The organism is Desulfobulbus oralis (assembly GCF_002952055.1).
Lineage (GTDB): Bacteria > Desulfobacterota > Desulfobulbia > Desulfobulbales > Desulfobulbaceae > Desulfobulbus > Desulfobulbus oralis.
Window position 1 is genome coordinate 2,023,274 of sequence record NZ_CP021255.1, and the last position, 18,674, is coordinate 2,041,947.

Here is an 18,674-nt window from a genome sequence, read left to right on the forward strand (position 1 = left end):
AGGAGAGCAGCGCTTTGGACCTGTCCCCGTTCCACCTCTGGCGGCATCTGGGCTGGCCGTTGACGCGGCTGTTTCTCTCCCCAGGTCTGGGCCTGATGGTGACCCTGTTCACCCAGTCGCTCAAGTGGACGAAAAAGATCGCCGCCGCCCAGCCGCTTGCCCGCCAGCCACTCCTGGCCGCGGCCCACTTTGCCATCTGCGGCTTTTCGGGCATGGCGGCCAACACCATGTTGATCAAAGGATACAACAACAAAACCATGGACCGCAAGGAACGGATCCTGGCCAAGTTGTTCACCAGATAGAGGTTTCGGACCTTCCACGCTCGAGGAGAAAGCTATGGTGGATTTTCTGCTCCAACTCAATCCGGTGCTCCAGACCCTGCTGGCCACCTGTTTCACCTGGGGGATGACCGCGGCAGGCGCGGCCCTGGTCTTTGTACAGCGGGAAATCAGGGCAAAATACCTGGACGCCATGCTGGGTTTTGCCGCAGGCGTGATGATTGCCGCCAGCTTCTGGTCGCTTTTGGCGCCAGGGATCGAAATGGCGGAGCAGTTGGGGCAGAAACCCTGGCTGACGGCGGCCATCGGTTTCATGGCCGGCGGCCTCTTCATGCGGCTGATCGACTATATCCTGCCCCACCTGCACCTGGGCATGGACATGACGCAGCGCGAAGGGATGCAGACCTCCTGGCAGCGGAGCACCCTGCTCGTTCTGGCCATCACCCTGCACAACATCCCCGAAGGACTGGCAGTGGGCGTGGCCTTTGGGGCCGCGGCCGCAGAGCTGCCTTCGGCCACCCTGGGAGGGGCCATTGCCCTGGCCATTGGTATCGGCCTGCAAAACTTTCCGGAAGGCACCGCGGTCTCCATGCCCCTGCGGCGCGAGGGCCTGAGCCGGAAAACCGGTTTTCTCTACGGGCAGCTCTCGGGCGCGGTGGAGCCCCTGGCCGGAGTCCTGGGCGCCCTGTTCATCATGGGGATGCAGGGCATTCTCCCCTTTGCCCTCTGCTTTGCCGCCGGCGCCATGATCTTTGTGGTGGTGGAGGAACTCATCCCCGAATCCCAGCGCAATCCCGACAACATCGACCTGGTCACCGTGGCGACGCTGGTCGGCTTCACCACCATGATGATCCTGGATGTCGCCCTGGGCTAGCCGGAACAGCCGCTCCCCAGGCAGGCACAGGCCCAAGAGCATCCCGAAGATGGCCGGATGTTCCCGCAGGGCGAAGGTGATGGAAAGCGTGTCGAACAGGTGCAGCCAGCAGAGACAGTACTGCCAGCCGCTTTGGCAATGGGCGCAACAGAGCGTTCTTCCGGGGCAGGGCAGCCCAAAGCCTCATGAAGGCGCTCTTTGCTGTAGAGCCGCACAAAGTCGGCGATTCCTGCCCGCAGTTCGTGGCTGGGCCTATGGGCTGCAAGGCACTCTGCACGATCCGCAGAGCCCAGGCAGACTTGGCCATGCCACCGCATCTGCTGCCATCACTACCTTCCCCCCAACCTGGAGGACATCATGATCAAAAAACAGAGCAAAGCCGAAATCAGTGAGGAGATGCAGCGCATCATCGAGCGTGCCCAGGAATTGATCGATGCCACCGCCGATGAGGTGGACGACAAAGTCAAATCCGCCCGCAATGCCCTGATCCGCGGGCTGGACAATGCCCGGAACGAGTCCGGCCGTTTCTATGAACGCGCTGTGGACAGGGCCTCAGAGGTCGACGAATATATTCGCGACAGGCCCTACTATGCCATGGCCGGCGTTTTTATCACCGGCCTGTTCATGGGCTGGCTCATGTCGAGAAGATAGCATGCTGCGCATCTCCAGGCAGTTCAGCGCACTGGGCGATGCCGCCACCAAAATCGGCGAGATCGGCACGGGTTTTCTTGAAGACCGGCTCGAGCTGCTGGCCCTGGAAGTGCAGGAGCTCAAAATCCGACTGGCTCAGATTCTGGTACTGGCCTGTGTCGGCTCGGTCTGCACCCTTGCCGGTCTGGTGGCGCTGTGCTGCGTGCTCATCCGCGTCCTGCCGCCCGAGTGGCGGCTCTACGCCCACCTGGCCTGTGCCGCCATGGGCATACTGGCGGGTCTGCTGGCCCTGGCGCTCCTGCGCCGTGCCGTGCGGACAGCACCCATGCCCTTCAGCGCCACGGTCGAGGAACTCAAAAAGGATGTGGCATGTTTTTCGACAAGGAACTGAGACGGCTGCAGGAAGAAAAAAACCTCATACACCTGCGTTGCGAGCTGCGCCGCCGCCTGGCGCCCATCGAGATGCGCAGTATCCGCACGAGCGCCTTCCGCTCCCTGGGCATAGTGAGCGGCGGCATTGCCGCAGGCGGCATCGTGCTGGATCTGCTCCAGGAACTGCGGCGCCTTCGCAGAAGACGGTAGCTGCGGCCCTGCCCGCCGTGGAACGATCAGCCCGCCGCGACCCCTCTGCCGGAGCGTTCGCCGCCGCGACCCCGGGCCCGAACAGGCGACAGGGTCAAAATCAGCTCCCCTTTGAGCCGTGTCCGGAGCCGCCCTTTGTTTCCGTCGCATGGGGCGTCACGCCTCCTTGCTGATGCGCAGCGATTTGGCACGCCTGGCGTCCGCACTCAAAACCTTGAAGGCAAGCGCCCCTTCCTGCAGGCTCGCACCGGTTTCCGGCACTCTGCCCAGCCGGTGGACAACAAAGCCGCCGATGGATTCGTAGGGGCCTTCGGGCAGTTCCAGGCCGAAATGCTGCTCCACGTCTTCCACGTCCACCTTGGCATCCACAATGACGGTACGCTCGTCCACCACCTTGAGACCGCTGTCCTCGGTGTCGTACTCGTCGTCGATTTCGCCCACTATTTCTTCGAGCACATCCTCAAGGGTGATCAGGCCCCGTACATCGCCGAACTCGTCGGTGACCATGGCCATGTGGGTCTTGTTGCTCTGGAATTCCCGCAACAGCTCGGTGATGGGCTTGGATTCGGCCACAAAGGAGACCGGTTTCAGGAGTGCATCGATGGTCTTGCCGGTACCCTTGCCGCACACGCAGGACTGGAGCAGATCCTTGGCATGCACCACGCCCAGCACATGATCCAGTGTGTCCTTGTAGATGGGAATCCTCGTGTAGCCTTCTTTGACGATGAGCTGCATCAGTTCCTGCACGGGTATGCCGCTTTCGGCGGCCACGATCTCCGCCGAAGGCGTCATGATTTCCGAAGCCCGGGTCTCACGAAAATCGAATATCGAGGTGATGAGCTGTTCTTCGTGGGCGCTGATCAGGCCCTGCTCCTCGCCCTCTTCCAGAAGATCCTGGATTTCCTGCTCCAGCCCCTTGGTGGTTTCCGGGCCGCTGCGCCGGAACATGCCGCAGAATCTGGCGAGCAGAGACTTGTTGCCGGCCTCGTCTTCCGCGGGAGGCTCCGGGGGCGTCGCAGGCCGTTCGGTCTGGGCGGCAGGCGGGGGTTCGTCCCTCTCCATGTGTGGATGCTCCATAAAAAGCGTTGTGTTTGGGTAGGATACAAGACGGGCCGCCCGGGTCAGGCCAGGCGGCGCCAGAGAAAATACGTCACCATTATGGAAACGGGGCCTGGAAAAATCAAGGCTGAATGCCCGAAATGACCGCTTCCCGGACCAGCCGCCCGCTTTTTGTGCCTTTCGCCGGCCTGAGTGCCGCTGACGATCAGGGGAATAACAGGCGTTGCTATCGCCTTTGGGCCGCTGCGACATGTCCGGACAGCAGGCGCAGGCTGCCCAAGCGGAATGCCATGCACGGCTCCGGCAGCCACTGCCTTGGCCCCGGTTACAGGCGGCTCTTCTTTTGCTTCGGGGCAGGCAGGGCGGCGTACATGGCCATGAACAAGCGGCTCAGGAAGTCCGGCTCATCGATTTCCTGCACCAGGAGCATGGCTTTTGCTCCCCGATAGGGCACTGCATAGGGCGCTTCCGGCATAAGCGCAAGCGCCGGCGCAACAGGCTTGACCAGCAGCCTGTTGTCGTAGATGCCGCCGACGATCCTGCCCCGGTAGTAAAGGATGTACTCGCCCATCATTTTCCGATACGCTATCCCATCCAGATCCGACAGTTGCTCCAGCACGAAGTCCAAATACTCTCTGGTCGAAGGCATACTGTTCCTTGCTTGTGTTCTTGGTTGTTATGGCGATCCCGTCCCGGCAGGCCCCATGCCGCTTTTCACAGGGATAACAGGGCCAGGCTTTCGATATGGTGGGTCTGGGGAAACATGTCCATGACCGTGAGCTGTTCGAGCCGGCAGCCGGCGGTGCACATGATTTGCAGATCGCGGGCATGGGTGGCCGGGTCGCAGGAGATGGAGACAATGCGTTTTGGCAGGAGTTTGGGCACATGCGCTGCCGCCCTGCCGAGACCCTGGCGCGGAGGGTCGAGCAGGACAAGGTCGAAGCGCCGGCCTTCACGCACAAGCCGGTCCAGAGCACGGCCGGCATCGGCCATGATAAAACTGGCCTTCCGCGCATCCAGGCCGTTGGCCACTGCGTTTCGTCTGGCCCAGTGAATGCCTGCGGGGCTGCTTTCGACGCCCAGCACCTCGGCGCCGTTCAAAGCCAGCGGAATGCTGAAGTTGCCGGCTCCGCAGAAGAGGTCCAGGGCCCGTTTGGGTTGTGCGGCCGCTGTCAGCGCCAGGGCCACCAGATTTGCATTGTGCCGGGTATTCGCCTGAAAAAAGGAGCCAGCCTGCCAGTGCAGAGCATAAGCCAGTCCGGCCAAGGGGAGGCAGGGGCTGTGCTGGCGGCCGGCCTCGCCGGACAGGGCGTCCCGGGAGGCTGGTTCCAGGCGGAAAGGCTGGCAGAGCGTGGGCAGGGCGTCTGCCGTGCTGAAAGGGAAAAGGAACTGTCCCTGCGCCGTGCACAGGCAATCCACGAATCGGGCCCGGGCAGCGGAGCGCGCAAGCCGCTCCCGCAGGGCGGGCATGAGCGCCTTTTTTGTGGCCAGCACCAGAAAAACGCGCCCTGTCTGCGGGCACTCGTCCAGCTCCACCTCTGTCACAACCTGCGCCAGCAGGCGGATGAAATCCGGATCGGCCGCGATTTTCGCCAGGGCCGCGTTGATGCCCTCAGAGGCCAGGAGGCAGCGGTTCACAGGCACCAAGGTGTTGCTCTGTCTGCGATAAAAGCCCAGTCCCTGCCTGTTCAGATGCAGGCGCAGCCTGAAGCGGTAGCCATAGGGCAGAGGCGAAGCCAGAACGCCGGTCTCTGCCGGCGGGGTCACGCCGGCGCGCTGCAGGCTTTCTCGTACGATCCCGGTCTTCAGCCGCAACTGCGCCGCATAGGCGACGTGCTGCAAATCGCAACCGCCGCAGTCTGGGTAGTGGGGGCAGGCCGGCCTGACCCGCTCGGCCGCTGCCGCCACGATTTCCTGCACCACAGCCTCGGCATGGCCGCGCGCTTCCTGCTGCACCGCAATGCGCACCCTTTCTCCCGGCAAAGCGCCGGCCACCAGCACGACCTTGCCGCTGCCCAGCCGGCCCAGGCCCCTGCCGCCGTGCACCAGCTTTTCTATGTGCACCAGCGGGTTTTCCTGTGGAACCGCCATGGCTACCGTTCTTCCCGCTGCGCCCCGCGCTCCCAGAACTCCCGCACCGTCAGGGGGCCTTTGGGACGGTGGAGCACAAGGAAAAACTGCCACAGCTCCCAGAACCAGACGCGGCGGCCAATGCGCGAGTACCAGGCCAGTGCGGTGATGAGCGCGAGGGTCACGCCTCGCCCTCGCCGCGCACGATGTAGTCGTATTGCGGCTGGCTGCGCAGAATGTCCGCCCAGTGGAAGGTCGGGAACACGCCGCCCAGCACGATGCTCGTCTCCGGACAGCGCGGGCGGACCAGCCGGGTCAATTCGTCCAGAATGGGCTGGGCCGGGGTGGACCCGGAATGGCCCGGCAGGAGCGCATCCGGCCGGGCTGCGGCGATTTCGTCCGCCAGCGCATAGACTGGCGTGTTGTCATGGTCGCCGTCAATGAGCCGCACGCTGTGTCCGGCGTCCAGAAGTGGCCCGCCAACGGCCAGAAGGCCCAGAGGCGGCAGATGCTCGCCCGCGAGCCGGCTGCCAATGGCCGGGTGGGCGATGTTGACCAACAGAATGTTCACTGCGGCACAGCCATTTTCCCGGCCAACTGGCCGCAGGCCGCGCTGATGTCCGCGCCCCGGCTGTGGCGGATGAACACGGTGAAGCCCTTGTCCCGCAGAATTTTCTGGAAGGCCAGCATCCGCTCCGGGCCAGGGCTTTGGAACCCGCTGCCCTCCGCCGGATTCACGGCCAGGAGATTGACCTTGCAGCGCACTTCCCTGAGCAGTTTGGCGAGCCGGCGCGCGTCCTCGTCGGAATCGTTCACGCCGGAGAGCAGCGTATATTCAAACATGACCCGCTTGCGCCGTTCCTGGCGGTAGCGTTTGGCCGCGTCGATCAGCACTGCAAGCGGATAGCGCCGGTTCACCGGCATGAGTCTGGCCCGGGTTTCGTCGTCTGCCGCGTGCAGGGAAATGGCCAGATTCACGTCGGTTTTTTCGCCCAGCTCCAGCATTTGCGGCACCAGGCCGCAGGTGGAGACCGTGATGCGGCGCCTGGAAAAGTCCAGGCCGCGCTGTTCGGTGAAGAGGGAGATCGCGTCCAGAAGCACCGCAAAATTGGCGAGCGGCTCGCCCATGCCCATGAAGACCAGATTGGTCAGCGGCGGGCGCTCCTCCGCAAGCATCCAGTCCCGCACCGCGCAGACCTGGCCCACGATTTCCGCCACCCTCAGGTTGCGCTTCAGGCCCATCCTGCCGGTCAGACAAAAGACGCAGCCCATGGCGCAGCCAACCTGGCTGGAGATGCAGAGCGTGTTTCGGTCTTCCTCCGGAATGAGCACGGATTCGATGATGGCGCCGTCGTCCAGCACAAAGCCGAACTTGACCGCGCCGTCTGCCGAGCGCTCCACCGCGGCCGGCACCAGGCGGCTCACGCGCGCCCTTGTCGCCAGCACGGCGCGGAATTCTCTGGCCAGATCGGTCATGTCGGCAAAGTCGATCCGGCTCGGCCTGTAGAGCCAGGGCAGAAGCTGGCGGCCCCGAAAGGCCGGCTGGCCCAGGCTCTTGACAAAGTGGATGAGGGCTTCCTGCGGCAGGTCGCGGAGGTCAACAAGGCTGTCGTTCATGGTTTATCGTTGCATCTTGCGCTGAAATGGAACACTTTGGGCCCTTTGCGGCGCGCATGATACGGTCTGCTCCGGCGCGCCGCAACCGCTTTCAGGGGGAAGACATGCAAACGGTGACGATAGTGGGCGCGGGTCTGGCCGGGTGTGAGGCAGCCTGGCAACTTGCCCGGCGCGGCGTGGCGGTGCAGCTTTTCGAGATGAAGCCCCATCGTTTCAGTCCGGCACATACAAGCGAAAATCTGGCGGAACTCGTCTGCTCCAACTCCCTGCGCGCCAGCCGGGTGGATTCGGCGGTTGGGCTCTTGAAGGAGGAAATGCGGCGCCTGGGTTCTCTGTTCATGGCGGCGGCCGATGCCACCGCCGTGCCGGCGGGGGCGGCGCTGGCCGTGGACCGGAAGCGTTTTTCCGCGTACATGACCGAAAAGATCGCAACGCATCCGTGCATCAGGCTCGTGCGGGAGGAGTGCACCAGCCTGGCATCGGCCGATCCGGCGCATCCGCTCATTCTGGCGGCCGGGCCGCTGGCCACCGATGAACTCACGAGCGCTCTGGCCCGGCTCAGCGGCACGGAACATCTGGCCTTTTATGACGCCATTGCGCCCATAGTGAGTGCCGCGTCTTTGGACATGGAGCTGCTGTACCGGAAATCCCGCTGGGACGATACGGGCCCCGGTGATTATCTGAACAGCCCCATGAACCGTGAGCAGTACGAGAGCTTTCTGGCCGCGCTGCTCTCCGCCGACAGGGTGGCGGCCCGGCCGTTCGAGGAAGCGCGCTACTTTGAGGGCTGTCTGCCGTTGGAAGTCATGGCGGAGCGCGGGCCGGACACCCTGCGCTTTGGCCCGCTCAAGCCGGTTGGGCTGGCGCATCCGGTGACTGGCGAACGCTTTTATGCGGTGGCCCAGCTACGGGCCGAAAACGCCCGGGCCAGCGCTTACAATCTGGTGGGCTTCCAGACCAGACTGACCTATCCTGAGCAGCAACGGGTTTTTCGCCTGCTGCCAGGGTTGGAACGGGCCGAGTTTCAACGCCTGGGTTCCATCCATCGTAATACCTTCCTCTGCGCGCCTGCGGTGCTGGGGAAGGATCTCGCGCTCAAAGCCGCGCCGGGCGTGCTGGTGGCGGGCCAGCTTGCCGGGGTGGAAGGCTATGTGGAATCCGCGGCCTGCGGGCTTTTGGCCGGCGTTTTTGCGGCCCAGAAGGTGCGGGGCCTGCCGTATTCGCCGCCACCGGCGGCCACGGCCCATGCCGCGCTGCTCAGGCATTTGACGGAAAGCGATCCCAGGCAGTTTCAGCCGACAAACATCATCTTCGCACTTTTTCCAGAACTGGAAACGGAAGGCAAACGAAAGCCGGCAAAAAAAGAGCGGGCCGCCCTGCGGGCAGGCGCCGCTCTAGCCGCGCTGGACACCTGGCAGGAGAAACTGACTGCGGCATCCTGAGGCGCTGCCGCTGCAACACCTGAAGACCACAGGAAGAATCACGATCGAGGCTGGGAAAGGCCGGTCATTCCGCCCAAAAGCGGCCGCAAAGGGCAGGGTGTAAAGTATGGCACCTTTAGCAAAGAACCATAAAAGATTATATGGAAATTATATTTTTTCATACATTTTCAATAAAAAGACATTCATGGAAACAATAATAAAAATATATATAATTATTTGTAAAAATTGTGATAATATTTCAATATTTCTTTTTGTTTTTATCATATTATTAGGACAGAACAATCCTCTCCAAGGATCAATTACAGCAATTACTTTATAGTTATGCCTGCTGACCAGATATAAATATCCATGTAAGGTCTGGTGATCTTTTCTGATTTGTATATCATCTAACTCAATATAATTATGATCAGTATTTTTATTATTTAAATCAGGGTATCCGTTTTCCTTAAAATATAATTTAAGAAAAACAAAAAGATCATCTGCATAATCAAAGTATACTGGAAAATTACTTTCTCTAGAATTATATTTAGAAGTGTTACTTAATTCTGTAAATTTATCATATCTATCTGTATACCACTTATAGTAGGTAGCGAGAATATGTTTGAACTCATCTTTAGCTTTTTTAGGCAGGTTATGCGTATGAAAATTGTTAATCTGGATATATATATCTTCATATGATTTAAATTTCTTTATAGTAAAGTATTTCTCATATTGTGCTAGATTTATTCTATTTCTAAAATAGAGATATTTTCCTGAAACTCTCAGAAAAAACAAAAACGATAAAGTGCTTATTGCGCATAATAGAAAAAATCGTATTCCTGGATGGCTGGAAACTTCAAAAAAAATCCTAAAAGCAGATATGGCAACAAACGCTGAAATTATTGTTAAAATATATGAGATTAAACAGCTATATATAAAGACTAATCTTATTTCCAGGTCTATTCTGTTAATTTTATTATTTATGTATATAAACACACATGTTAAAATCGTTAAATAAAACCAATCTGTTAAACCCATATCATCATTCTGCGTTTATTTTTTAATCTTGAAATCCGGTTTTTGCATTGGTTGGTGAATTCAAATTGCAAATGCACCGGTGAGGGCCTGGTTAAAAAGCTCAGCGGGAGTCTGGTAGTGTAAACATTTACGCGGCCGGTTGTTCAGTTGTTCTGCGGCGTCCGAAATCATCTTTTCCGTGATCTTGTGAAAGCTGATGCCCCTGGGAAAGTACTGCCGCAAATGCCCGCCCTCGTTTTCGTTCGTCCCACGTTGCCACGGGGCATGTGGTTTACAAAAATACGTGCGCAGGCCAGTGGCTGCCTCCAGCGCCCTGAAGCCTGCCATTTCCGAACCATTATCAAGCGTCAAGGTCTGCCTCAGCTTTGACGGCACAGCACGCAGGCAGGAAATGAGCCCCGCATTGAAGGACGCGGCTGTCTTGTCTTGTACCCTGGCCAGCAGCAGAAAGCGGCTCTTGCGTTCGGTACAGGTGAGCAGCGCTGCTTTGCCTTTGGAGGCACAGACAAGGTCGGCTTCCCAGTCACCAAAGCGGGTTCTGAGCTCCACAATCCGCGGCCGCTGGCTGATATCAATACGTCCGGGGAACAGGCGCCGTCCCTGGCCATACCTGGCTTGCCGCCTTCGCCTTTTGTGGGCACGGCGTAAATGGCGGTAGCTGGTATCGCCGAATTGTGCTGCTGCATAAACCCAGCGGTAGATAGTCTCTGTACTGATACGCATTTTTTGATCCTCTGGATACTCCAGACGGATGCGGCCCGCGATCTGCTCGGGAGACCAGTTTGCACGCAACTTTTCATCGACCCAGGTGATCAGTTCGGGCCGATTCATACAGCGGTAATGCCTTGCTCTCTTTCGCCTTTTGTGGGCACGCCGCTCTGCGCACGATAACCTTTTTTTGCAGAGCCTGCGTTGCGGCGCAGCTCCCGGGAAACAGTGCTGTGACTCCTGCCCAGGCGTCTGGCCATTTCCCGGCAACTCAGGCCCATGGACACAAATATTTCGATGCTGACGCGTTCTTCCAGAGTAAGATGGGTATGGGACATGGCGGGCTCCTTCTGGCTGAGTGGTTGTTGGTGCTGCCAACTCTACCAGAATCCCGCCTTGTCCTTTAACTCTTCATGCCCCTACCAAGTGGTGCGTTTGGAATGAGAATCTACCGTTTCAGTGGCAAAGTGCTCTCCCAGGGTGCGCAAAGCACCTCCCATTCCGGGCAATGGCCTGATACACAGACTGTACCCCTTGCCCAAAGGTCCATACCAGCCCCTTGAAAGCTCTCCAGGTAAGGCATAGGGATGCATAGAGAATCAAACTTTGCCGAGGGGAGGCGTCCATAAGTCTTGGCCGGAGGAAGGAGCATGAGAACAGTATGTGGCTTTCGTATGATCAGCTACCCAAGAGCAATGGGGATGCATTCAACTTGCAAGTGCAGCAGTGGGGCAAGGTTCAAAATTTCAGCCGGACTCTGGTAGCTTAAACATTTATTTGCGAGGCGATTATGCAGCCGATGAGCTGCCTTCAGGAGAGCTTCCCGTGCTTTGGCGCAAGCTGCTGCCCCTTGGGAAGCACTGTCGCAAGAGGCCTCCCTCGTTCTCGTTGCTGCCGCACTGCCAGGGCGCATGCGGCCCGCACAAGTACGCGCGCAGATAGCTCCAGCGGGGATGGTCTCCCAGTGTTTGCGCATGGCCTGCATCCTCTGGATAGTCCAGGCGCAGACGGCCCGCACTCTGTTCGGGCGGCCAGTCGCTGTGGAGCTGCTCATCGACCCGGGCCACCAGATCGGAGCGGCTCATGCAGCGGTCATGGCGCGGCATCTTTCCTCTTTTTCGGGCCCGGTGATCAGCAGTCCGGGCATGACAGCCGGATTTGGCGCTGCCCTGGCGCAGCGTGCTGGAAATGGTGCTGTGGTGGCGGGCCAGGGCAGGCGGCAAGTGTTCGGCAACTCGTCCCATGGCTACAAATGCTTCGATGCCGATGCCTTCAGCCAGGCTCTGATGGACGCAGGACATGGCGGGCTCGTTTTGGCTGCCTGATGCCTGGCGCTGCCAACTCGACCAGAATCCCGCCCTGTCCTTTTAAGCTTTTCTCATTCTAACCGAGCGATGCCTTGGCAACGAGCATCGACCCGGCCTGCACCATGGTGGCAAACGCCGCAGCTCAAAGAAAAAATGTCCGCGTTTGCTCCGGGAGAGGTCCTGCCGACAGCGCCTGCCCGGTTCTGCCTCAGTCGTACAGCAGGATGGCGATGTCCTCGGCCTCGATATTGTCCTTGTTGTACCAACGAGAGCCCGTATCCACATCGGCGACGGGCTGCTTGTTGGTGGCGGCCACCGCCAGTTTAACCGCCTGATATCCCATCTGGTAGGAATCCTGGGCGACCGAGCCGAAGAACTGGCCGTTTTTGATCGCGTCTTTCTGCGACTTGCCGGCATCGAAGCCCACTACCAGCACATCCCTGTACTTGCCCCTTGTCCGGTCGAGGTCGGTGGCGTCATTGGTGGCGCTGATGACACCGTTGACCGCATCCTGGTTGGCGGCAAACAGGGCGACGAGGTTGTCCGTCATAAAGATCGATTTCGCTGCGGACTGGATGTCGGCCTGACTCGTAGTCGGCGGTACAGTCACCACTATCTTGACCTTGACAGGGGCTGTGGCCGGCACATGCCATTTCTGCTGTCCGGAAATCGACACTGCACCCTGGAGGCCATTGAGCCGCTCCAACTCGTCTTTGAGGGTGTTGACAAAACCGGTAATGCGGTTGGAGATTGAGCCGGAGGTGGCATCCTGCGCCAGCGCGCCGATGACCACAGGCTTTTGCTCCGTTGCCTGCAAGACTTTTTCCTGGAAGCTGGGGGCGGCCGCCAGCTTCTTGGCCACGTTGCCGCCGGCAGCCTCGTTGTCCGTGGTCGCCGTGGCCAGAACCGCACCCGTGGGATCGCCGGGGACGCCGGAGTCAAAGCCGATAACCGGAATGCCAGCGGCTTTGGCCTTGCCGAGCGCCTCTTCCAGGGATTTGGGATCGCAGGCGGCCAGCACGATCGCATCCGGCTTCTGGTTGATGGCCGCGGCAACCTGTTCGACCTGCTGGCTCACATTGCTCTCCGCGTCAGGCCCATTGGTGGTGAGGCGCACACCCAGATCGGCGGCCGCCTTCTCCGCGCCCTTGAAGGCCGCCTGATAGAACTGGTTCTGGTAGCTTTTGGATATGACGATAATGGCTTTCTCGCCCTGGGCCGCCGGCACCGGGGTCGCCGCGGCAGCCTTGGTGTCTTTTTCCTGTTCGGCTGGCGGCTGCCTGTCTTCGCCGCAGGCGGCGACCCCGATCAGGACAAAGAGCGCAAAGACGGCAAACAGTTGTTTCATGATACACCTCATGGGTAGGGTTACACTTTCTTTGCCCGCCGTGTCCTGATGACATCCATCAGAACCGCCAGCAAAACGACGACACCGATCAGGACCTGCTGCCACTGCACCGGCAGTTGCATGGACAAAAGGCCTGTTTTGAGCACACAGATGACAAAGACGCCCAGAATCGTCCCCCAGAGGGAACCGATACCACCGGCCAGGGAGGTGCCGCCGATGACGCAGGCGGCGATGGCGTACATCTCCTGCCCGTTGCCGGTCTGGGGCGTGATGCTGCTGTAGGTCGCGGAGTAGATGACCGCGGCCAGTCCGCAGAAAAACCCGTTGACCACATACACCAGCATCTTCCAGTTGGCGGTCTTGATGCCGGAGAGCTCCACCGCCTCCTCGTTGCTGCCCATGGCATAGGCGTAGCGGCCCAGGATGGTCTTGTTGAGCAGGATCCAGGCCAGGACAAAAAACAGCACCAGCCAGAGTGCGCCCACCGGGAAACCGTGGGCCTTGTAGACCGCCATCTTGAACCAGCCATCCGGAGAGGAAAGGCTGGGGTAGGTTTGGGTCTGCACCTTGGCGATCACCGCGCAGAAGCCAAGGGAAATGAACTGGGTGCCCAGGGTGGCAATAAAGGGAGGCAGGCCCAGCTTGCCGATGAGAATGCCGTTGAAGAGGCCAAAGAGCGTTGCGGTCAGTACCGCCATGCCCAGGGCGAGAGCGATGGGAAAGCCCCAGACGTTGTAGGCGACGCCGCCCACCAGGGCCGAGCCCACCATGACCGTGCCGGTGGAGAGGTCGATGCCGCCGGTGATGATGACAAAGGTCATGCCGATGGCAAGGAAGCCCAGATAGTAGGAGGAATCGAGGATACTGACAAAGGTATCCATGGTGGCGAAATGGGTGCCGAAGCGGCTGAAGAAGAGGTAGAGAATGACGAGGGCGGAGATCGCCAGCACCTTCTGCAAACCTTCTCCCATGACATAGGCCTTGATCGATTGGCTGGTCATTGCGGTACCTCCTCCTTACGCTTTGTGGCAAACATCATTATACGTTCCTGGTCGGCGTCCTGGATGTCCAGATCGGCGGTGATCCTGCCTTCGCACATGACGATGATTCTGTCGCTCATCTTGAGAATTTCGGTCAGATCCGAGGAGACCATGATGATGGCCTTGCCTTCCTGCACCAGTTCGTCCATGAGCTGGTAGATCTCGGCGCGCGCCCCCACGTCGATGCCCCTGGTCGGTTCGTCGAAGATCAGAATATCCACGTCCCGAAACAGCCACTTGCCCACCACCACCTTCTGCTGGTTGCCGCCCGAGAGATTTTTCACCATCTGCTGGATGCTCGGCGTCTTGATGCGCAGTGCGCGCACGTATTCATTGGTGTGCCGCTCACAGTCCCTGCCCCGGATGAGGCCGTGGTCGCTCACCTTGTCGTAGGAGGCGAGCATGGTGTTGGTGTTCACGGACAGACCCAGCACAAGGCCGTAGCGTTTCCTGTCTTCGGAGAGATAGCCTACGCCATGCTCCACCCCGTCGTGGGGGTGTTTCATGGTGCAGTCCCGGCCCTTGATTCGTATCGTGCCGGCACGGCAACGATCGGCGCCGCAGAGCAGGCGCATGACCTCGGTTCTGCCGGCACCGACCAGCCCGGCGAATCCGAGGATCTCGCCTTTTTTCAACTGAAAGCTCACATCGTGGACGCCGGTGGCCCGTAGCCCCTGCGCCTCCAGGATCACCGGGGCCTGCGCATCGACATTGCTCTTTTGTTTTGGTTGCTCGATGATCTCCCGGCCCACCATCAGCCTGATGATATCGTCCACCGTGCAGGCGCCGATATCGAGGGTGTCGATGTAGGCCCCGTCCCGCATCACCGTGACCCGGTCGGCAATACGCATGATCTCGCCGAGCCGGTGGGAGATGAAGACGATGGAGACGCCTTTGTCCTTGAGCTGCTGGATCTTCTTGAAGAGCTCCTCCACCTCCCCCTGGGACAGGGCGGCAGTGGGTTCGTCGAGGATGAGCACCTTGGTGCTGTCAAACGACATGGCGCGTGCGATTTCCACCATCTGCGCCTTGCCGATGGTCAGGGTGGAGAGCTTGTCCGTCGGCCGCACGCCGATATCGAATTCACGGATCAGGGCCTCCGTTTTCCGGTTGATCGTGCGGTCGGAGCAGAAAAATCCTTTGGATTCCCGGCCGATAAAGAGGTTTTGCGCCACGGTGAGCTCGTTCATTATGTTCAGTTCCTGATGCACGACGAAAACCCCTGCGGCCTGCGCATCTTTTATGCTGTTGAAGTGGACTTTTTTCCCGTCGAAGTAGTAATCGCCGTCGTATTCGGTATAGATGCCGGTCATGATTTTGACCAGAGTCGATTTGCCCGCCCCGTTTTCTCCTATGAGCGCGTGCACCTCCCCCTTGCGCAGGGAAAATTCGCAGTCGTTGAGCGCATGCACTCCCGGGAATCTTTTGTCGATATGCTCCATTTGCAGCATGATGCTCTCGTCCATGATCCCTTCCCTCATCGTGTTCTGTGGAGCGCGCCGGGAACCGATGGCCGCAGCTCCTGTCCTGTTGGCGCGGCGCCTGTGGCTTTGTCAGCCAAGGCGGCGAAAATGCGCAAAGGCCTGCTGCCGGTAAAAGGATGCGTCTGCCGGAATCGCACCGGCGATGCCGCATATTGCCGCGGAAAATGCCGCGGCACGGGTATTGATGGTGGCAATGTCCCAACCCTTCAACAGGCCGATGACTGCGGCGGCGGAAAAGGCGTCGCCCGCCCCCACCGTATCGGCCAGGGTGATGCTGTGCGCCGGGGCGTGAGCCTCTTCTCCCTGGCGCGTGAAGAGGTGGCTGCCGTGCTCTCCCCTGGTGACCATGATCAGGCGCATGGCGGGGAAATTGTCAAACAGCCCGGCAATGCAGTTTTGCTCGCTCGCTTCGGGGTAGAAACGGGCCCCGATCCAGCCGAGCTCCGCATCGTTGATCTTCAGCACCTGGGCGTAGCGCAGTGTGCCTTCGACAATTTCCCTGCGGTCGCAGCCCGCACGCAGGTTGACATCGTAGAATATGCGGGTTTTCCGAGGAAGTCTGGCCAGCAGCCTTTGCACCTGGGCCCGCGCAGCATCGCTGCGTTGCAGCAGGCTGCCCAGATAGACGAGCTCGGGTGGCTGTGCATCCGGAAACGGCATGTCATCCAAATGCAGGTGGTCGTAGGCGCTGTTTTCAGGGAAGTTGTATGAGGCAACGCCTTGGCTGTCCAGGGAGACGATCGCCTGACCGGTGGCATGGAGCGGGTCGACCTGGATGAAGGAAAGATCGAAATTGTAGCGGCCCAGGATGTCGAGGATCTCCTGCCCGTCGCTATCGGCGCCCACGCGGGAGACCAGGGTCACCGGGTAGCCGAAGCGCTGCAGGTGACAGGCAAAGTTGAAGGGTGCGCCGCCAAAACGCCTGGAGTTGGAGGCGGGGAAGACATCGAAAAGAGATTCGCCAAGAACAAGTACCATCAAAGCGTCCGGAAAATGCGTTGATCCGTAATGGTACGCGCCATGTCAGGCGCTGGTGGACGGTCACACAGGAGTGCTTGCGTACCGCAGTTTTAATATGCTCTTTTGGAAGTAAAATTGCATCAAGATTTTACCGGGGCAGGGCTTGGAGCCTGTTCACGATCTTTTCGGCAATAGAGCCGGAAATGCGAGATGAACGAACTGCAAGCTGGTATTGAAAGCCGCTCGCAGTTCTTCCACAGACGCTGCGGTTCTTCTCCAGCCAGGCAAAGCCCTGCTCGACGATCCAGCGCTTGGGCACGACCTTGAAGGCGTGCAACTCGCTGCGCCTGGCCATCTGTACGCTGACATGTTCTCCAAGAATGTCCCTGACCGCCCGCGCAAAGGGCTGGCCTGCGTAGCCGCTGTCACATGGCAGATTTTGTACTCGCTTGAGGCTGGCTTTGCAGCGCGCTAACAGCCCGTTGAAAAAGTCGCAGCAATGCGCATTGCGAGAAGAAACCTCGTAAGGTAGAAGAGCAAGTCACTGCTTCTTCGTCACTTAAAATTTGCAATTTCTGGAACCTGAATATAGTTTTTCAAAAGACTGATTGGTACATAAATTTTTCTTTTCAATGCATGAGATTCTGCTGACTGCAAATCCTATCTTTTACTTTTTCATCTTCATCAAAATGCCAAGGTTTATCAGCAAATACGTTGTTTACCTTTACATCAAAGTTTGTCTATCGCATCTTTAGAATCATGAATCTTCAACCAGGTATAAATGAAACCATGGCTATCCAGGAGCGAGTATCATTATTGATGATAACATAATATTCTGGTTTGGCTTCTGATTTAACATGAGTCATGGATTTGCCTCCTGTTAAAATAACTACTATGATTTATAGTCGAATACTATTTCCGCATATATGAGCGACGTATATCAATGCCGATAACCAGTTTCCTGGTGGAGAAAATTTCCGGTCGAAAACCATACCAGCCCTCGTGCGGTTCTTTGTCAAATCAAAAGGAATATCCATAAAAACCTTTATATTCACCATGGTTGCTATCTTGAATGGTGTCGCCAACTCTTTCTTTATATTTTGAACTACTCCATGAGTTGTTATAGTCTATGGTCTGGATTATATTGTTTCCTGCAAATATCTTAATTGTTCCTACACAGCTACGATCAATAAATTTAAAATACTCCTGCCATTTTTTTAATCCTTCATCATCGTTTTTGTCTATTCCTGTAAAAGTCGTTTTGTCTATCCCTAAAATGCATCCATAATTGCCTTCTATCTCCACATAGTAATTTACCTGAACTGCTTCCGCCTCATGGTTCAGATCATCTCTCTTATTGGCTGGTCTGTTGGTTTTGACCCCGTCTTTGGCAGATGAAAATCGCCGCTGCATCTTTTCGGAAAAGGATTCCGCTTTCCGGGAAAGACAGAAGGTATAACTGCAGGCTTTGTTGGCTCTGATACGCGGATAGAAATTAAACTGCTCACTACCAAAGCCAGGAGACAAGGAGAAATCCACCTGAAAGGTGTACACCGGGCCATAACCCTCGCCCACCGGGGCTGGGGCGAAGCCGACAAAATCCTCATAGCGAATGGTTTTGAAAGGGTCACCATTAACAACGATTTCAATCTCTCCACCCAGATTGTTCCGCAATTCCTGCTCAAAAGCGGGAAGCGGGGCGCCTTTGGGGTCAAAAACCAGTTGTAAAAAGTAGATACCATCTCGCTCTATATCAAAGCCGATCAGACCCAGTGTGGCTGGAACCGTGGCCCTTTTTTTCAACTGCGCAATTTCTTCAGCTCGTTCCTGCGCCTGCATCAATTGCTCCTCTTGCTCCTCTGGAGTCTGCAAAGCCGCTGTTTTTCCTTCTCCAGACCCTGAGCAGGAGCCGGCGCCGCAGGCACTCAGGCCCCATACCAGCAAGACCATTCCCAGTAGAATAACCCATAAGCGCATGGCATGCTTCCTCATGCTTCTGCTTTGCCAGAGATTCGTTGCAGGAGAAATATCATTCCGGCTGGAGTTCGTATTCACGCCAGGCCAGAGGCGCCTGCTCCAGCCCACAGCCCCTGAGCACTGTACCATTTCAGGAGACTTTCGCAATCCGCCACTTCTCCGGATCAGAGATCATGAACCTGCTCCCTGTGCCCGCCGTCTTCCGAACCCACGGTTCCTGCAGTCAGAACCGTAGCCGGGGCTATCGTCCGCCCATTCCG

At 58.2% G+C, this 18,674-nt stretch carries 19 protein-coding genes and 2 pseudogenes; 6 read left to right on the forward strand and 15 right to left on the reverse strand.

Annotated elements, in window-relative coordinates; genetic code table 11:
• Positions 1-14 precede the first annotated feature (14 nt).
• From CAY53_RS08965 to CAY53_RS08985, 5 genes are all read left to right on the forward strand, one after another.
• The gene (locus tag CAY53_RS08965; RefSeq protein ID WP_104936820.1) at positions 15-302 is read left to right on the forward strand and encodes a hypothetical protein; all 288 of its coding nucleotides are present in this window, start codon (positions 15-17) and stop codon (positions 300-302) included.
• Between the two features lie 34 nt (positions 303-336).
• On the forward strand, positions 337-1,152 hold the full coding sequence (locus CAY53_RS08970) for a ZIP family metal transporter (RefSeq protein WP_104936821.1): 816 nt from the start codon (positions 337-339) through the stop codon (positions 1,150-1,152).
• 357 nt (positions 1,153-1,509) lie between these two features.
• Entirely contained in the window at positions 1,510-1,803 is a 294-nt protein-coding gene (locus tag CAY53_RS08975) for an ElaB/YgaM/YqjD family protein (protein WP_104936822.1), read from the forward strand.
• Between the two features lies 1 nt (position 1,804).
• Entirely contained in the window at positions 1,805-2,194 is a 390-nt protein-coding gene (locus tag CAY53_RS08980) for a phage holin family protein (protein ID WP_181040247.1), read from the forward strand.
• Complete coding sequence (locus CAY53_RS08985; protein WP_104936824.1) at positions 2,173-2,385, forward strand: hypothetical protein; 213 nt, start codon at positions 2,173-2,175, stop codon at positions 2,383-2,385. Before CAY53_RS08980 ends, CAY53_RS08985 begins: the two co-directional genes overlap by 22 nt.
• Positions 2,386-2,541: 156 nt before the next feature.
• Here CAY53_RS08985 and CAY53_RS08990 read toward each other — a convergent pair whose 3' ends face one another.
• The 6 genes from CAY53_RS08990 to rlmN form a co-directional block, all read right to left on the reverse strand.
• A complete protein-coding gene (locus tag CAY53_RS08990) occupies positions 2,542-3,447 on the reverse strand; it encodes a hemolysin family protein (protein WP_104936825.1) in 906 nt (301 codons plus the stop codon).
• A 322-nt stretch (positions 3,448-3,769) separates the two neighbouring features.
• Positions 3,770-4,093, reverse strand: a complete 324-nt coding sequence (locus CAY53_RS08995) for a TfoX/Sxy family protein (RefSeq protein WP_104936826.1) — start codon at positions 4,091-4,093, stop codon at positions 3,770-3,772.
• A 65-nt stretch (positions 4,094-4,158) separates the two neighbouring features.
• On the reverse strand, positions 4,159-5,535 hold the full coding sequence (locus tag CAY53_RS09000; RefSeq protein ID WP_104936827.1) for a class I SAM-dependent RNA methyltransferase: 1,377 nt from the start codon (positions 5,533-5,535) through the stop codon (positions 4,159-4,161).
• A 2-nt stretch (positions 5,536-5,537) separates the two neighbouring features.
• Positions 5,538-5,699, reverse strand: coding sequence for a hypothetical protein (locus tag CAY53_RS12945; RefSeq protein ID WP_181040248.1), 162 nt, complete (start codon positions 5,697-5,699; stop codon positions 5,538-5,540).
• On the reverse strand, positions 5,696-6,085 hold the full coding sequence (locus CAY53_RS09005) for a cobalamin-dependent protein (protein WP_181040249.1): 390 nt from the start codon (positions 6,083-6,085) through the stop codon (positions 5,696-5,698). Before CAY53_RS09005 ends, CAY53_RS12945 begins: the two co-directional genes overlap by 4 nt.
• Positions 6,082-7,131, reverse strand: a complete 1,050-nt coding sequence (gene rlmN / locus CAY53_RS09010; protein ID WP_104936829.1) for a dual-specificity RNA methyltransferase RlmN — start codon at positions 7,129-7,131, stop codon at positions 6,082-6,084. The genes CAY53_RS09005 and rlmN overlap by 4 nt, the downstream gene beginning before the upstream one ends.
• Positions 7,132-7,235: 104 nt before the next feature.
• On the opposite strand from rlmN, the gene trmFO reads away from it, so the two are divergent.
• Positions 7,236-8,573: a methylenetetrahydrofolate--tRNA-(uracil(54)-C(5))-methyltransferase (FADH(2)-oxidizing) TrmFO gene (trmFO, locus tag CAY53_RS09015; protein ID WP_181040250.1), complete on the forward strand. Its 1,338-nt coding sequence runs from the start codon at positions 7,236-7,238 to the stop codon at positions 8,571-8,573.
• A 147-nt stretch (positions 8,574-8,720) separates the two neighbouring features.
• On the opposite strand, the gene CAY53_RS12720 is transcribed toward trmFO, so the two are convergent.
• The 9 genes and pseudogenes from CAY53_RS12720 to CAY53_RS09065 all read right to left on the reverse strand — a co-directional run bounded on the left by CAY53_RS12720 (position 8,721) and on the right by CAY53_RS09065 (position 18,429).
• Positions 8,721-9,590: a hypothetical protein gene (locus CAY53_RS12720; protein WP_146106471.1), complete on the reverse strand. Its 870-nt coding sequence runs from the start codon at positions 9,588-9,590 to the stop codon at positions 8,721-8,723.
• Between the two features lie 60 nt (positions 9,591-9,650).
• Positions 9,651-10,636: pseudogene (locus tag CAY53_RS09020) on the reverse strand (IS30 family transposase).
• 450 nt (positions 10,637-11,086) lie between these two features.
• Positions 11,087-11,599 (reverse strand): hypothetical protein, encoded by a 513-nt coding sequence (locus CAY53_RS12725; protein ID WP_146106472.1) that lies wholly within the window; start codon positions 11,597-11,599, stop codon positions 11,087-11,089.
• Between the two features lie 214 nt (positions 11,600-11,813).
• Positions 11,814-12,953, reverse strand: a complete 1,140-nt coding sequence (locus tag CAY53_RS09040) for a substrate-binding domain-containing protein (protein WP_181040251.1) — start codon at positions 12,951-12,953, stop codon at positions 11,814-11,816.
• Positions 12,954-12,973: 20 nt separating this feature from the next.
• Positions 12,974-13,954, reverse strand: coding sequence for an ABC transporter permease (locus CAY53_RS09045; RefSeq protein WP_219842656.1), 981 nt, complete (start codon positions 13,952-13,954; stop codon positions 12,974-12,976).
• Entirely contained in the window at positions 13,951-15,459 is a 1,509-nt protein-coding gene (locus CAY53_RS09050; protein ID WP_104937518.1) for a sugar ABC transporter ATP-binding protein, read from the reverse strand. The genes CAY53_RS09045 and CAY53_RS09050 overlap by 4 nt, the downstream gene beginning before the upstream one ends.
• Positions 15,460-15,546: 87 nt before the next feature.
• Entirely contained in the window at positions 15,547-16,455 is a 909-nt protein-coding gene (locus tag CAY53_RS09055; protein WP_104936835.1) for a carbohydrate kinase family protein, read from the reverse strand.
• 156 nt (positions 16,456-16,611) lie between these two features.
• Positions 16,612-16,912: pseudogene (locus CAY53_RS09060) on the reverse strand (transposase); the annotation flags it as partial.
• 545 nt (positions 16,913-17,457) lie between these two features.
• The gene (locus CAY53_RS09065) at positions 17,458-18,429 is read right to left on the reverse strand and encodes a hypothetical protein (RefSeq protein ID WP_104936836.1); all 972 of its coding nucleotides are present in this window, start codon (positions 18,427-18,429) and stop codon (positions 17,458-17,460) included.
• Positions 18,430-18,674 lie beyond the last annotated feature (245 nt).